This is a genomic window from Micromonospora sp. NPDC048835, assembly GCF_040649995.1.
In the GTDB taxonomy this organism is placed as follows: domain Bacteria; phylum Actinomycetota; class Actinomycetes; order Mycobacteriales; family Micromonosporaceae; genus Micromonospora.
This window is the reverse complement of record NZ_JBEZGM010000030.1, coordinates 17,493-31,862: the sequence shown is the minus strand read 5'-3', so window position 1 is coordinate 31,862 and position 14,370 is coordinate 17,493. Positions and strand designations below refer to the sequence as shown.

Sequence of the window (14,370 nt, the reverse complement as noted above, 5' to 3'; positions counted from 1 at the left end):
CAACGATACGGTTCATGGAATGCCATCTTTTCTCGACCTGCTCGCGGTATCCCCGGACCTGCTCGCGCTCGGTGAGCCGACGCATGGTGAGTCCGCCTTCCTCCAGCTCCGCAACGAGGCCTTCATGTCGCTGACGGAGCACGGTTACCGCTCGATCGCCGTGGAGAGCGACCGGGCGGCCGGGCTGACCGCCGACGAGTTCGTGCAGGGCGTCGCCGGCGTGACGCTCGATCGGGCGCTCGGCGAAGGGTTCAGTCACGGATTCGGGGCCGCGCCGGCCAACCGCGACCTGCTGCTGCGGATGCGGGAGTGGAACGCCGGACGGCCGGGCGGCGAGCGCCTGACATTTCACGGATTCGACGCCCCGCTGGAGCTGGAGAGCGCCCCGAGTCCGCGTCGCCACCTCGATCAGGTCTGCCGCTTCCTCGACCTGGACCGCTCTGCCGAGATCGACGACCTGGTCGGGGACGAGGCGCGGTGGAGTGACCCGGCCGCGATCTGGGAACCGGGCCGGTCGGTCGGCCGCTCGACCGACGCCCAGCGACTGCGGGTGCTCGCCGACGACCTGCTGACCGAGTTGTATCTGCGGGCGCCGTGGACGTCAGCGGGCTGGTCGGCGGCGTTCGTACACGCCACGGCAGCGGTCGCGGTGCTGCGTTACCACGCTGCGGCCGCCGCGCCACTGCCCCAGCAGGAGCGCTTCGCCCGGCTGGCCGCCGTCCGGGACGCGCTGATGGCCGAGAACCTGCTCGCGATCCGATCGGCCGAGGCGCACCGCGGGCCCACCCTGGTCTTCGCGCACAACACGCACCTTCAGCGCCAGGTGAGCACGATGACGCTTGCCGGCACAGGGGTCACGTGGGCCGGCGCCGGGGCGATCATCGCGGCGCTGCTCGGCGACCGGTACGCGGTGATCGCCGGCAGCCTCGGTGCGAGCCCGGCGCTCGGCATCGGGCCGCCCGCCGCCTCCACCTACGAGGGCCGTCTCCAGCAGCAGACAGACCGGCCGCGCTACCTGCCGACGTCGGACATCCCAGCGGCCGAGCAGCGGACGCACGACTACCGCTACTTCCCGCTGGACCGGGCCACCATCGAACACGTCGACGCGGTCCTGCACGTCCCGACCGGCGTCGACCCGGCAGTGCTCGCCGAGCGGATCGTCGCGTTGCCCGGCGTCGAGCAGGTCGTGGCGAGCGAGGAGGACGGATCACCGGAGGCGGCCTGGGGCGACAGGTTCTTCTTCGTCGGCCCGGACCGCCGCCAACCGTTCGCCACCATCGTCGAGCACGACGTGCCCGGCTTCGACGAGGCCGCAGAACTCGACCGCCCCGGTGTGTTCCGCCTGAACGTGGACCTGGGCCGGACCGAGTTCGAGCGACTGTTCGGCTTCCCGCCGAAGGCTTTCGAGGACCATCGACACGAGTTCGACTTCGCCCGGCTGGACACCCTCGCACCGCACCCGGGCTACGCGCTCCACGGCTTCGCCAGCATCGTGATGCCCGGCCCGCACCTGCTGCCCGAGGTGGACCGGCTGCTGACGATCGCACACGACCGTGCGGTGCGTCGCCATGGGCGCGCGGCACGCCGGGCCGCTGGGCAGCGGGACTGACCGGGGTCAGGCGGCCGCTTCGGGCTCGCGCAGGTCGAGCCAGTCGGCCCAGCGGGGGTCGGGGGCGCGGTGCCCGAGGACCCGCCAGGCGGTGCCCTTCGGCGCGGCCGGCAACGCGTGTAACCGCCACCCCATCTCGGCCGGTGTCTTGTCGCCCTTGGTGTGGTTGCAGCGGGCACACGCGGCGACCACGTTCTCCCAGGCGTGCCGGCCGCCCCGGCTGCGCGGAAAGACATGGTCGATGGTCTCGGCCGGGCCTCGGCAGTAGGCGCACCGCCACCCGTCCCGGGCGAAGATCGCCCGTCGGGACAGCCCGACATGGGTGCGGTACGGCACCCGGACGAAGCGCGTCAGCCGGACCACCGATGGCACCGGGAGCGCGTCCCGGGCGCTGTGCAGGATGCCGTCACCATCGGCGACGCAGACCGCCTTGGCGGAGAGGACGAGGATCGCGGCGCGACGCACCGACACGACACACAGCGGCTCGTAGGTGGCGTTGAGGACCAACGCGCCGGAGCCCACCGTGGGTCGTATGTCAGGCATCGCGCTCACCCTCCCGGTTCAGCGGCTGCTGGGGACCGCCGCCGACCGGGACCGGGCACGACGGCCCACACGGTCGACGCCGGGCCGATCACCGACGTCCGTTGCGCCAATAGTCCCTGATCGGGCCCCGGATTGCACGTACTAATCCCGCATGGGGTATGAGGATCATCCGCATCCGGGCCGATCGCCGACGTCTGACGAAGGAGGAGACCCGAGCGGGCCCACTGATTCGGCCGGTGGGTCGGCGACGGGGCCTCAGACCCCTTGCGGTACGACTACAGGGTGAGTGCCGCAAGCGTGACGCCCCTGGCCCTGCCCGACACCGCCTCGGTGAGCTGCCAGGGCAGCACCTCCTGTGAGTGGATCTACCGGATCACCGGGTCGGCCTGGTTCGCCGAGGGGAGTTACTGGATCCTGCTCAAACCGCTGCGGGTGTTGCTGATCCTGGCCCTGGCGATGGTGGCCCGCTGGGCGCTGCACCGGACGATCGACCGGCTGGTGCGGACGACCACCGACGGTGCGGTGCCGACGATGCTGCGGCCGTTGCGCGAGCGGGTGCCCACCGCCGCGGTCGACCCGGCCGAGTTCGTACCCGAACGACGGCGGCAGCGGGCCGAGGCGATCGGGTCGGTGCTGCGCAGCCTGACCACCGCGTTCGTCTTCGGCATCGCACTGCTGATGATCCTGCGCGAGTTCAGCTTCGACCTGGCTCCGCTGCTGGCCAGCGCGGGGATCGCCGGCGTAGCGCTGGGCTTCGGTGCGCAGAGCCTGGTGAAGGACCTGATCGCCGGCCTCTTCATGCTGATCGAGGACCAGTACGGCGTGGGTGACAACGTGGACCTGGGTGAGGCGATGGGCGTGGTCGAGTCGGTCGGCCTACGGGTCACCACCGTGCGCGACGGCCGCGGCGTGCTCTGGTACATCCGCAACGGCGAGATCATCCGGGTGGGTAACAAGAGCCAGGGCTGGGCCCTCGTGGTGGTCGACCTGCCGATCGGCTTCAACAGCACCGAGGAGGCCACGGCGGTGCTACGGACCGCGGCCGCCTCGGTCGCGATGGACCCGGAGCTGTCGCCGGAGATCGTCGAGGAGCCCGAGGTGCTCGGTGTCGAGCAGGTGACGGTGGACGGCGCGGTCATCCGCACGGTGGTGAAGACGACCGCGGACGGGCAGTTCGCGGTGGGCCGGGAACTGCGTCGACGTCTCGCGGAGGCGCTGGAAAACTCGGGAATCACCGCGCAGATCGCGGCCGCCCGCATCTATCCCGGCCTGTCGACCAGGCCGCTTCCCGAGGGTGAGACGGGTCAGGGCGGCGCAACCTGACCGGCGATACTGTCCTGAAATTCAGGGGTCGCGATCCGGCCGGCCCCTCGGGTATCGTCCGTTCGTTCAGTCGGGGAGGCGACGAACGACCCGTTCGACCTAGCTAGTTGTCAGACGATCGGGCAGAATCCGGAGCACGCGTTCCCACCAAAGCGTGATCACATCCTCGCTGATCCGTAGATCTGACGAGAGCTTCCGGTCGGGCTGCCACGAGCGGCCGAGCTGGGGCCGATGGAGGCGACGGTGCCTGACGAGCGACCTTCCGCGGAAGGCCCCGCCACGTTTCGCGAGGTGTTCGCCCAGCCCGAGTTCCGGGCCGTGTTCGTTGCTGGCACTCTCTCCTGGGTCGGCGACTATGTCGCGAAGGCAGCGGTCACCCTGCTCGTCTACCAGCAGACCGAGTCCGTCGCGCTCTCCGCAACCGCCTTCGCCGTCAGCTTCCTGCCCTGGCTGCTCGGCGGTCCCGTGCTCGCCGCACTCGCGGAGCGGTACGCGTACCGCCGGGTGATGGTGGCGTGTGACCTCATCCGAATGGCGTTGATGCTGCTCATCGCCATTCCCAGCCTGCCGTACCAGGCGGTGCTGGTGCTCATCTTCGCCGCCACGTTGGCCAATCCGCCCAGCCAGGCGGCGAAGTCCGCGCTGATTCCGCAGTTGCTCACCGGGGACCGACTGGTGGTGGGGCTCTCGCTGAACAGCAGCGTCGGGCAGGCCGCCCAGATCGTGGGGTACGTCTTCGGCGCCGCCGTCTCCGCGATCGACCCGGGGGTGGCGCTGCTGTTCAACGCGGCCACCTTCGGTCTCTCGGCGTTGCTGGTCCGCTTCGGCGTGCGCAACCGTCCGCCGGTGACGAACCCGGCGCACCGCAGCCACCTGCTGCGGGAGACTCGCCAGGGGTTCGGCATGGTCTTCCGCACACCGGTGCTGCGGGCCATCGCGGTTCTGGTGTTCTGCGCGATGCTCTTCTCGATCGTCCCCGAGGGGCTGGCCGCGGCCTGGGCCCACGAGGAGGGCCGCGGCGCGCTGAGCGCGGGCACCGCGCAGGCAGCGATCATGGTGGCCAGCCCGGTCGGCTTCATCCTCGGCGGTCTGCTGGTGAGTCGCCTGTTCGGGCCGGCTCGCCGGCTGACGTTGATGCGACCGCTCGCGGTGCTCGCCCCGCTGGTGCTCGTGCCGGTGCTCCTCGATCCCCCGCCACTTGTGGTCGCGCTGCTCGCCGCGCTCTGCGGGTTCGCGGTCGCCGGCATGCTGCCGATGGCCAACGGCCTGTTCGTCCAGGCGCTGCCGAACGGGTTCCGGGCCCGCGCCTACGGTGTGATGGCCACCGGCATGCAGGTCATCCAGGGTCTCGCGGTGCTCGTCACCGGGTTGCTCGCCGAGCGGTTCCCGATCCCGATCGTGGTCGGGGTGTGGAGCGCCGCCGGGGTGCTGCTGATGACGGTGGCCACGCTGCACTGGCCGGACCGGCAGACGGTGGACGACGCGATCGCTGCCGCCTCGGCGGCCAACGCCGATCCGCAACCCTCCGCAACTGAACGCGGAGCCAGCAACCACCCGGTGGGCGGCGCGTCCGACCCGCACGCCGGGAACGGCCACCGCAGGCACCTTGTCACCTGACCGTCGGGCCGACGTCTCACCGAACGGGCCGGCGCCCCGGCATTCGGGGACGTCGAACCGGCGTGATCCGACGCACGCCGTGCGGGTCGGGTGGGTACCGGGCGCACCTGGCAGGATGGAAGTGTGACTTCCGCAGGTGAATCCGACCGTGCCGGTGCGTCGACGACCCTCTTCGAAGCGGTCGGCGGCGAACCCACCTTCCGCAGGCTGGTCGACGAGTTCTACGCCGGCGTCGCCACCGATCCCCTGCTGCGGCCGATGTACCCGGAGGAGGACCTGGGCCCGGCCGCTGACCGGATGACCCTGTTCCTCATGCAGTACTGGGGCGGGCCGAACACCTACTCCGCCCAGCGCGGGCACCCGCGGCTGCGGATGCGCCACGCGCCGTTCCGGATCGGCGCGGCCGAACGGGACGCCTGGCTGCGCAACATGCGCCGGGCCGTGGACCGCCTCGACCTCGAGCCGGAGATCGCCGACACCCTCTGGGACTATCTGGAGCGGGCCGCGTACTTCATGGTCAACGTCGAGGACGACCCCGCCAACGGCGGCTGACCCACTCGACCCGGGGCGGCGTCAGAGCAACGCGCCCTCGTCGTGCAGCCAGTCCACGAAGCTGGTGGCGACCGCCGCGCCGCAGTCGAGCATCTCGACCAACAGTGCGTCGTGGGTGCCGGCACCGAGCGGCACCTGAAGCTCCGCGTAGATCGGCAACTGGCCGCGCTCGGTCGGGTCACCGATGTACGCCTTGCAGAACCGGCGGGTGTGGTTCCACTCGTTGACCACCCGGTACGCCCGGTCGGCCCAGTCCGGTGGGACGGTGGCGTGCGGGCGTGCCCGCATGACCAGGATCTCGTCCTCCGGGCCTTCGAGGGTGACCAGCACCGCGTGCCGCTCCCACATCGCCAGCAGGTTGCCGTCGCCGTCGGCCAGGTAACGCACGTCGAGCAGATCGAGCGCGTCACAGACCCGGCGCAGACTCACCGGCTCGACGGTGGCGGGCATCTCGGTCAGCACGGGCCGCTCGTTGGACGGGCAGTCGTCCCCCGGCTGGCGAGGGCTGGGCGGCCCGATCCGGACCGCGCTATCGACTGTGATCCCGCTTCGGGTTTCCGGTTCGCCGCCGTCGGCGGGACCGGGGCGCCATGACCACCACGGCATCGCTCGCGCACCTCACTCCCCAGCGGATCCAGTCGCCTACGGTGCGTTGGATCCGAGGATGGACGGTACCCGGACAGCCGGGTTGAAGCACCCCCCCAACGACCGCCCCTGACCAGAAGAATGATCCGGGGTCATCCGTTCGGACGAGCGTTCAGGGGTGTCACGGCAAGATCGGTGGCCTTCTGCAACCAGGCCGCTCCGTGCGGTCCCACCAGGCCGACCCAACGCCCCGCGACCCGCACCTGAACGGTGTTCCCTGCCGCGCCGGCCGCCGTACCGCCGAGGAAGCCCATACGTACCAACCCCTGTACCAGCCGCTGCGGCACCTCGACGGGCGCGGCGACCGTGCCCTCCGGGGTGATCAGCACCGCCACGTGGTCGAGCAGCGCGTCCCGCAGCGCCCGCTGGCCCACGGCACGACCGGCCACACCCTGCTCGCTAGCCGTCCGCAGGGTGCCCGCCGCCGCGTCCGCGATCCGTCGCACCTCGGCGACGGGCAGCGCCTCCACCTGCCGACTCCGCGTCGGTGGCAGCGGCCACCGCCACTGGGCATCCCGCCGGGCGGGCAGGGCGGTGCCGCCCCGCTCCAGCTCCGCGAGCAACTCCCCGGCGTTCACCGTGACGTCCTCGGCGACGCCGTCGGCCGGCCCGCCGGCAACCGTGCTGACCACCAGGACCTGCCACGGCAGCCGGGCCCACAGGGCGACCCGGCCCGGTGCGCCGGCCGGCCGCAGCCGGACCGGCGCGACCGGATCCAACCGGACCAGCCGAGCCAGGAAGGCGCCCGCGTCCGTCACCCCGGCGACGCCGTGGGTGGACGCCGCCACCCGGCCCGGCTCGGCGGTGCCCGGCCGGGTCACCCCAGACCGCCCTGCGGCGCGTACGTGAGCAGGAAGTCCCGTTCCTCGGTGGTGATCCGCCGGGGCACCTGATGAGTCAGGTCGAACGGCACCAGCACCGAGCGGGCACGGCTGGCCAGCACGTCGCCGTCGTACAGCTCGTAGGCGACGGTGAACCGGGAGGCCCGGATCTCCTCCACCCACAGCTCGATCCGCACCGTGGGCGCCGCCTCCGCGGTGGCCCGGCCGAGCGCGTAGTCGACCGGACGGAGGTAGTCGACCTCGTGCCGGCGGATCACCACCCCGTCGGCGAACGAGCCGACTCCCCAGGCCCGGCCGCCGGCGAACATCAACGCCACCCGCGCCTCCTCGTAGAGGGTGAGGAAGCGCGAGTTGTTGACGTGGCCGTACGCGTCCAGGTCGGACCAGCGCAGGGTGCAGTGGTAGACGAAACGGTCAGACACCTTGTCGGCCGGTCAGTCGCGGGTCAGCTTGCGGTACGTCACCCGGTGCGGTCGAGCTGCTTCCGCGCCGAGACGGTCGATCTTGTTCTTCTCGTACGCCTCGAAGTTGCCCTCGAACCAGAACCACCGGGTCGGATCCTGGTCGTCGCCCTCCCAGGCCAGGATGTGCGTGGCGACGCGGTCCAGGAACATCCGGTCGTGCGAGATGACCACGGCGCAGCCGGGGAACTCCAGCAGCGCGTTCTCCAGGCTGGAGAGCGTCTCCACGTCCAGGTCGTTCGTCGGCTCGTCGAGCAGGATGACGTTGCCGCCGATCTTGAGGGTCAGCGCCAGGTTGAGCCGGTTGCGCTCACCGCCGGAGAGCACCTTCGTCGGCTTCTGCTGGTCCGGTCCCTTGAAGCCGAACGCGGCGATGTACGCCCGCGACGGCATCTCGACCTTGCCCACCATCAGGTAGTCCAGCCCGTCGGAGACGACCTCCCAGACGGTCTTGTCGCCGTTGAGGCCCTCGCGGTTCTGGTCGACGTACGACAGCGAGACGGTGGGGCCGACCCGGACCTGGCCGCCGGTCGGCTCCTCCAGCCCGACGATGGTCTTGAAAAGGGTGGTCTTGCCGACGCCGTTGGGGCCGATGATGCCGACGATGCCGTTGCGCGGCAGCGAGAACGACAGGTTGTCGATCAGCAGCCGGTCGCCGAAGCCCTTGCTGAGGTTGACCGCCTCGATCACCGTGCTGCCCAGACGCGGGCCCGGCGGGATCTGGATCTCCTCGAAGTCGAGCTTGCGGGTCTTCTCCGCCTCGTTGGCCATCTCGTCGTACCGGTCCAGGCGGGCCTTGGACTTGGTCTGGCGGGCCTTGGCGTTGGAGCGGACCCACTCCAGCTCCTCGGTGAGGCGCTTCTTCATCTTGGCGTCGCGGCGACCCTCGACGGCCAGGCGGGCGGCCTTCTTCTCCAGGTAGGTGGAGTAGTTGCCCTCGTAGCCGATGGCCCGGCCGCGGTCCAGCTCCAGGATCCAGCCGGCCACGTTGTCGAGGAAGTACCGGTCGTGGGTGATCGCCATGACGGTGCCGGCGTACTTCGCCAGGTGCTGCTCCAGCCAGGAGACGCTCTCCGCGTCCAGGTGGTTGGTGGGCTCGTCGAGCAGCAGCAGGTCGGGCGCCTCCAGCAGCAGCTTGCAGAGCGCGACCCGGCGACGCTCGCCACCGGAGAGCTGGGTCACGTCGGCGTCCGGCGGCGGGCAGCGCAGGGCGTCCATGGCCAGTTCGAGCTTGGAGTCGACGTCCCAGGCGTCGAGATGGTCCAGCTCCTCCTGGAGCTTGCCCATCTCCTCCATCAGCTCGTCGGAGTAGTCGGTGGCCATCTGCTCGGCGATCTTGTTGAACCGCTCCAGCTTGGCCTTGGTCTCGGCGACCGCCTCCTCGACGTTGCCGAGCACGGTCTTGGCCTCGTTGAGCGGGGGCTCCTGGGCGAGCATGCCGACGGTGTAGCCGGGCATGAGCCGGGCCTCGCCGTTGCTCGGCTTGTCGAGGCCTGCCATGATCTTGAGGAGGCTGGACTTACCGGCGCCGTTCGGACCGAGCACACCGATCTTGGCCCCCGGCAGGAAGCTCAACGTCACATTGTCGAGCACGACCTTGTCGCCGTGCGCCTTGCGGGCCTTTTCCAGGACGTAGATGTACTGGGCCACGGTGCGGGCTACCTCCGTCGGTTGCTGTCGCTGATCGGCGGCGCGGGCGCGGGCTGCGAGGACCGCCCGCCGCCGCCGGCCGGGAGCCGGCCGCGCGCACGCCATCGTCAATCCTGACAGGTACGGCGCGCTTCGCCCACATCACCCCGCCCCAGGGGTACGCGGGCGCGCCGCCTTGCCGACCGTGGTATCACCCATTAGCGTTCTTGGTATGACCAAGAAGATCGCCATCAGCGTGCCGGATGACGTGGCGGAGCGGCTGGCCGAGGAGTCCAACGTCTCAGCCTTCATCACCGACTCCGTTCGTCAGCGGATGGCTGGCGAGCGCACACGACGGGCACTTCGTCAGGTGGGCTTCCAACTCACTGATGAAGGTCTCGCCGAGGCGGGCAGGAAGCTCGACGAGGCGCATGCGAAGGTCACTCCGGAGTTGCGCGCGAAGGCAGCCGCCCTGCTGAGCGAGGCATCTCGCGGACGGTTGACGATTCGTGACTGACGCAGGTCTCGTACTCGACACCGCATGCCTTCTCGCCTACTCCGAAGGCGCGGAGGTGGTCGGGGAGCAGATCGCGAAGGTCGCGGACAAGCGACAGGCCGTGATCGTCCCGGCGCTCTGCCTGGCCGCCGCGTACCGCCAGGTGACGCACGACGGGTGGCCCCTGCTCGACATTGTCGGCGACCTGGAGCAGGTCGTTGTGACACCCGTGGAGCACGACATGTGCGCGATACTGGGCGGCTGGTCACGAACCCTCGGCGGCATGGACCTGGCCCAGGCGGCGATGGAGGCCGCTCGAGCGACCACACCGATCATGACGGATCGGCGGGAACTGCTCGGTGAGGTGCTGCCCAAGGAATGGCCGATCATCGACCTCTGACCAGCGCGGCTGTCGATAAGATCACCTTCAGGGTTCGGCCCGACCGAGGCGGGTAGGAGACTCCGGCACTAGGCACAAGACGCCGCAGCTACGCTCAGTACGCTCATCGCGGTGGACCCGTCAGTACCCGGAGGTGGCCGATCGTGACCGTCCGTAGCTCCTTTGTCGTAGTGGCGAACCGTCTGCCGGTCGACGAGGTGAGCACACCCGAGGGCCGGCAGTGGCGACGCAGCCCTGGTGGGCTGGTCACCGCGCTCCATCCCGTACTCGCCGAACACAAGGGCACCTGGGTCGGCTGGGCCGGTGGCACCGGCGCGGCCCCCGAACCGTTCGACCTGGAGGGGATCCGGCTGCACCCGGTCCCGCTCAGCGCCGAAGAGTTGGAGCGCTACTACGAGGGCCAGTCCAACGCGACGATCTGGCCGCTCTACCACGACGCGGTGGAGACGCCCGCCTACAAGCGTCGCTGGCGCGAGGCGTACCGCCTGGTCAACGCCCGGTTCGCGGAGGCCGCAGCCGACGTGGCGGCCGAGGGCGCGACGGTCTGGGTGCAGGACTACCAGCTCCAACTGGTGCCGGCGATGCTCCGTGAGCTGCGGCCAGACCTGCGGATCGGGTTCTTCCTGCACATTCCGTTCCCGCCCATCGAGCTGTTCATGCAGATGCCGTTCCGGACCGAGATCCTGCGCGGTCTGCTCGGCGCCGACCTCGTCGGGTTCCAGCAGCGGCTGGCCGCGCAGAACTTCGTCCGGCTGGCCCGGCACCTGCTCGGGCTCCGCTACGAGGGGCAGATGATCCAGGTCGACGGTCGGCAGGTGAAGGCGGGCGCCTTCCCCATCTCGATCGACACCCAGGAGATGGAACGGATGGCCGCCGACCCGGCGATCCAGGCCCGGGCCAAGCAGATTCGCGCGGAGCTGGGCGACCCGAAGACGATAATTTTGGGCGTGGACCGGCTGGATTACACCAAGGGCATCGAGTTGCGGCTCAAGGCCTTCCGGGAGCTGCTGGCTGACGGAAAGTTGACAGTTCCCGACGCGGTCATGGTTCAGGTCGCCACGCCCAGCCGCGAGCGCGTGGAGCACTACCAGGCACTACGGGTCAAGGTGGAGCGCGAGGTCGGCCGGATCAACGGCGAGTTCGGTCGGGTCGGCGTGCCGGCGGTCCATTACCTGCATCAGTCGTACAGTCGCAGTGAGCTGGCGGCGATGTACGTTGCTGCCGACGTGATGATGGTGACCCCGTTGCGAGACGGAATGAACCTCGTGGCGAAGGAATACGTAGCATCACGTGCCGACCAGGGTGGCGCACTCGTACTCAGTGAGTTCGCCGGTGCCGCCACCGAGCTTCGCCAGGCATTTTTGTGTAACCCGCACGACCCGGACGCGGTCAAGGACGCCCTCCTCCGGGCAGTGCACGTGGAGAAAACCGAGGCGCGCCGCCGGATGCGGACAATGCAACGTCACCTGCGTACCCACGACGTGGGCCACTGGGCCAAGTCTTTCCTCTCGGAGCTCGGAGTTCCCGAAGCGGAGGCCGAGTGAACACGTCCGTCAACGATGGGGCGGCAGTCGCCACCGGGGTCATGGACCCTGAGTTGCGCTCCGCCATCGGGCGGATAGCCCGGGTCCCCCAACTCCTTGTCGCCTGCGACTACGACGGCACACTGGCGCCGATCGTGGAGGACCCGAGCACAGCCGTCCCGCTGCCCGAGTCGGTAGCAGCGGTCCGCGCGCTCGCCGCGCTGCCGCAGACCACCGTGGCGGTGGTCTCCGGTCGGGCGCTGCGCGACCTGGCCGCGCTCTCCCGACTGCCGAGCGAGGTGCACCTCGTCGGAAGCCACGGCTCCGAGTTCGACATCGGCTTCGTCGAGCGGCTCTCCCCCGAACTGGTCGCCGTACGCACCCAGGTCCGCAACGCGCTGCGTGAGATCGCCGCCGAGCACCCGGGCATCCGGCTGGAACGCAAGCCGGCGAGCGTCGCGATGCACACCCGGGGAATCGACCCGCAGGTCGCGGCCTCGGCCATCGAGGCGGTGCTCAACGGTCCGGCCACCTTCGACGGCGTCACGGTGACCCAGGGCAAGGAGGTCATCGAGCTCTCCGTCGTGGCCACCCACAAGGGCACGGCTGTCGACCAGCTCCGGACCCAGCTCGCCGCCAGCGCGGTGCTGTTCATCGGTGACGACATCACCGACGAGAACGCGTTCGGCAACCTGCACGGTCCCGACCTGGGCATCAAGATCGGCACCGGTGACACCCAGGCCGACTACCGGGTGGCCGACCCGTTGGAGGCCGCCCGGGCACTGGCGCTGCTGTTGGAGACCCGCCGGCACTGGCTGTTCGGCGAGCGGGCGGTGCCGATCGAGCGGCACTCCATGCTTGCCAACGGTCGTACCGTCGCACTGCTCACCCCCGAGGCGAAGGTGAGCTGGCTCTGCCACCCCAAGCCGGACTCGGCGGCGATCTTCGCCGATCTGGTCGGTGGCAGCCCGGCCGGTCACTTCAGCGTCGCCCCGGAGCGCGGCGGCATCCCGCTCGGCCAGCGCTACCGCTCCGGCACGATGACCGTGGAGACCCGCTGGTCCGGGCTCACCGTCACCGACTGGCTGGACAAGCCGGCCCGGGAGACCACCCCGGACGACAGCCCGGCGGTCATCACCGGTGACTCGACACTCGTGCGGGTGCTCACCGGTGCGGGCAAGGCCACTGTGGAGTTCGCGCCGAGGCCGGAGTTCGGCCAGGTGGCCGTCCAGTTGCAGCCGCTCGGCGACGGCCTGCTGGTGCTCGGCTCCAACGAGCCGGTGGCGCTCTACTCGCCCGGCGTGCAGTGGGAGGTCCGCAACGACGGTGGGTACGAGACCGCCAAGGCGGTCGTCGACCTCTCCGCCGCCGGTGGGCAGGTCGTGCTGGAGCTGCGCTTCGGCACGCACAGCCTGGAGCATCACCGGGTGCCGATCCACGAACGGCAGGCCGCCGCCGAGCAGCCGTGGAAGGACTGGGTGGCCTCGCTGCGGCTGCCGTCCACCGCCCGTGACCTTGTCGCGCGCAGCGCCCTCACCCTGCGCGGGCTCTGCCACGAAGCCACCGGCTCGATCCTGGCCGCGGCGACCACCTCGCTCCCCGAGGAGCTGGGCGGCGTCCGCAACTGGGACTACCGCTACTGCTGGCTGCGCGACGCCGCGCTGACCGCCCGCGCCCTGGTCGACCTGGGCTCCGTCGAGGAGGCCGAGGCGCTGCTGCGCTGGGTGGACGGCTGCATCGAGCGCACCGGCGGGCACCCGGAGCGACTGCACCCGCTCTACACCATCGACGGGTACGAGCTGGGCGCCGAGGCGGTCATCGACACGCTGCCCGGGTACGCCGGCTCCCGGCCGGTCCGGGTCGGCAACCTCGCCAACCACCAGTTGCAGCTGGACGTCTTCGGCCCGATCGCCGACCTGATCGCGGCCGTCGCCGACGCCCGCGGCTCGGTCCGCGACGACGAGTGGCGGGTCCTGGAGAACATGGTCGAGGCGGTCCGCCGCCGCTGGCACGAGCCGGACCACGGCATCTGGGAGGCCCGCCTCCCACCCCGGCACCACGTCTTCTCCAAGGTGATGTGCTGGATGACCGTCGACCGCGCACTGCACGTGATGCGCGAGCACGGCGGCGAGGACCGGCCCGAGTGGAAGGACCTGCGCGACCGGATCGGCGCCAACGTGCTGGAGCACGGCTGGCACTCCGACGTCGAGGCGTACAGCGTCGCGTACGGGGACGAGGACATGGACGCCTCGTCGCTCTGGATCGGCCTCTCCGGCCTGCTCCCGGGCGACGACCCGCGCTTCCTGTCCACGGTCCTGCGGATCGAGGCGGACCTGCGCAGCGGCCCGGTCGTCTACCGCTACCACTGGGACGACGGCCTGCCCGGCCGTGAGGGCGGCTTCCACATCTGCACGGCGTGGCTGATCGAGGCGTACCTGCGCACCGGCCGCCGCACCGACGCCGAGGAGCTGTTCGCCCAGATGGTGCTGACCGCCGGCCCGACCGGGCTGCTCCCCGAGCAGTACGACCCGCTCGCCGAGCGCGGGCTGGGCAACCACCCGCAGGCGTACAGCCACCTCGGTCTGATCCGCTGTGCCCTGCTGCTGGACAACATGCTCAAGCAGTAGTTCGACAGCTCGTACGACGGGCCGGAGGCGCAAGCGCCTCCGGCCCCGTGTCACTTCGGCTCCGCCGTCTCAGTGGCCGCACCGGCTGGAACACCGGCGACCC

13 protein-coding genes are annotated in these 14,370 nt (G+C 70.5%); 8 read left to right on the top strand and 5 right to left on the bottom strand.

All coding sequences use genetic code 11. The features are described from left to right. The first annotated feature begins 19 nt into the window (after positions 1-19). Positions 20-1,609, top strand: coding sequence for a DUF6194 family protein (locus AB0C15_RS27360; protein ID WP_357356589.1), 1,590 nt, complete (start codon positions 20-22; stop codon positions 1,607-1,609). Between the two features lie 6 nt (positions 1,610-1,615). Here the strand turns inward: AB0C15_RS27360 and AB0C15_RS27355 are convergent, their stop codons facing one another. Then, positions 1,616-2,152: an HNH endonuclease gene (locus AB0C15_RS27355; protein ID WP_030333470.1), complete on the bottom strand. Its 537-nt coding sequence runs from the start codon at positions 2,150-2,152 to the stop codon at positions 1,616-1,618. 306 nt (positions 2,153-2,458) lie between these two features. Between AB0C15_RS27355 and AB0C15_RS27350 the strand changes: the two genes are divergently transcribed. From AB0C15_RS27350 to AB0C15_RS27340, 3 genes are all read left to right on the top strand, one after another. Further along, positions 2,459-3,475, top strand: a complete 1,017-nt coding sequence (locus AB0C15_RS27350; RefSeq protein WP_357356664.1) for a mechanosensitive ion channel family protein — start codon at positions 2,459-2,461, stop codon at positions 3,473-3,475. Between the two features lie 231 nt (positions 3,476-3,706). After that, positions 3,707-5,092 carry an MFS transporter gene (locus tag AB0C15_RS27345; RefSeq protein WP_357356587.1) on the top strand — a complete coding sequence of 462 codons (1,386 nt, stop codon included), beginning with the start codon at positions 3,707-3,709 and terminating at the stop codon, positions 5,090-5,092. Between the two features lie 123 nt (positions 5,093-5,215). Further along, entirely contained in the window at positions 5,216-5,644 is a 429-nt protein-coding gene (locus AB0C15_RS27340; RefSeq protein WP_357356585.1) for a globin, read from the top strand. A 21-nt stretch (positions 5,645-5,665) separates the two neighbouring features. Here AB0C15_RS27340 and AB0C15_RS27335 read toward each other — a convergent pair whose 3' ends face one another. From AB0C15_RS27335 to ettA, 4 genes are all read right to left on the bottom strand, one after another. Continuing rightward, the gene (locus tag AB0C15_RS27335; RefSeq protein WP_357356583.1) at positions 5,666-6,250 is read right to left on the bottom strand and encodes a YbjN domain-containing protein; all 585 of its coding nucleotides are present in this window, start codon (positions 6,248-6,250) and stop codon (positions 5,666-5,668) included. A 131-nt stretch (positions 6,251-6,381) separates the two neighbouring features. Next, a complete protein-coding gene (locus AB0C15_RS27330) occupies positions 6,382-7,110 on the bottom strand; it encodes a hypothetical protein (protein ID WP_357356581.1) in 729 nt (242 codons plus the stop codon). Further along, positions 7,107-7,553: a thioesterase family protein gene (locus AB0C15_RS27325; protein WP_357356579.1), complete on the bottom strand. Its 447-nt coding sequence runs from the start codon at positions 7,551-7,553 to the stop codon at positions 7,107-7,109. The genes AB0C15_RS27330 and AB0C15_RS27325 overlap by 4 nt, the downstream gene beginning before the upstream one ends. 12 nt (positions 7,554-7,565) lie before the next feature. Next, positions 7,566-9,242, bottom strand: a complete 1,677-nt coding sequence (gene ettA, locus AB0C15_RS27320) for an energy-dependent translational throttle protein EttA (RefSeq protein ID WP_099856650.1) — start codon at positions 9,240-9,242, stop codon at positions 7,566-7,568. Between the two features lie 211 nt (positions 9,243-9,453). Between ettA and AB0C15_RS27315 the strand changes: the two genes are divergently transcribed. The 4 genes from AB0C15_RS27315 (at position 9,454) to otsB (ending at position 14,267) form a co-directional block, all read left to right on the top strand. After that, positions 9,454-9,738: a hypothetical protein gene (locus AB0C15_RS27315; protein ID WP_357356578.1), complete on the top strand. Its 285-nt coding sequence runs from the start codon at positions 9,454-9,456 to the stop codon at positions 9,736-9,738. Continuing rightward, the gene (locus tag AB0C15_RS27310) at positions 9,731-10,117 is read left to right on the top strand and encodes a hypothetical protein (RefSeq protein WP_357356576.1); all 387 of its coding nucleotides are present in this window, start codon (positions 9,731-9,733) and stop codon (positions 10,115-10,117) included. The genes AB0C15_RS27315 and AB0C15_RS27310 overlap by 8 nt, the downstream gene beginning before the upstream one ends. Positions 10,118-10,260: 143 nt before the next feature. Continuing rightward, positions 10,261-11,661, top strand: coding sequence for a trehalose-6-phosphate synthase (locus AB0C15_RS27305; RefSeq protein WP_030333449.1), 1,401 nt, complete (start codon positions 10,261-10,263; stop codon positions 11,659-11,661). Between the two features lie 41 nt (positions 11,662-11,702). Beyond that, positions 11,703-14,267, top strand: a complete 2,565-nt coding sequence (gene otsB / locus AB0C15_RS27300) for a trehalose-phosphatase (protein ID WP_357356662.1) — start codon at positions 11,703-11,705, stop codon at positions 14,265-14,267. Positions 14,268-14,370: the final 103 nt, after the last annotated feature.

Coding starts and splice junctions, on each gene's coding strand:
- AB0C15_RS27345 (WP_357356587.1), top strand. CDS start 3,707: ATGGAGGCGACGGTGCCTGACGAGCGACCTTCCGCGGAAGGCCCCGCC.
- AB0C15_RS27315 (WP_357356578.1), top strand. CDS start 9,454: ATGACCAAGAAGATCGCCATCAGCGTGCCGGATGACGTGGCGGAGCGG.
- AB0C15_RS27360 (WP_357356589.1), top strand. CDS start 20: ATGCCATCTTTTCTCGACCTGCTCGCGGTATCCCCGGACCTGCTCGCG.
- AB0C15_RS27335 (WP_357356583.1), bottom strand. CDS start 6,250: ATGCCGTGGTGGTCATGGCGCCCCGGTCCCGCCGACGGCGGCGAACCG.
- otsB (WP_357356662.1), top strand. CDS start 11,703: ATGGACCCTGAGTTGCGCTCCGCCATCGGGCGGATAGCCCGGGTCCCC.
- AB0C15_RS27355 (WP_030333470.1), bottom strand. CDS start 2,152: ATGCCTGACATACGACCCACGGTGGGCTCCGGCGCGTTGGTCCTCAAC.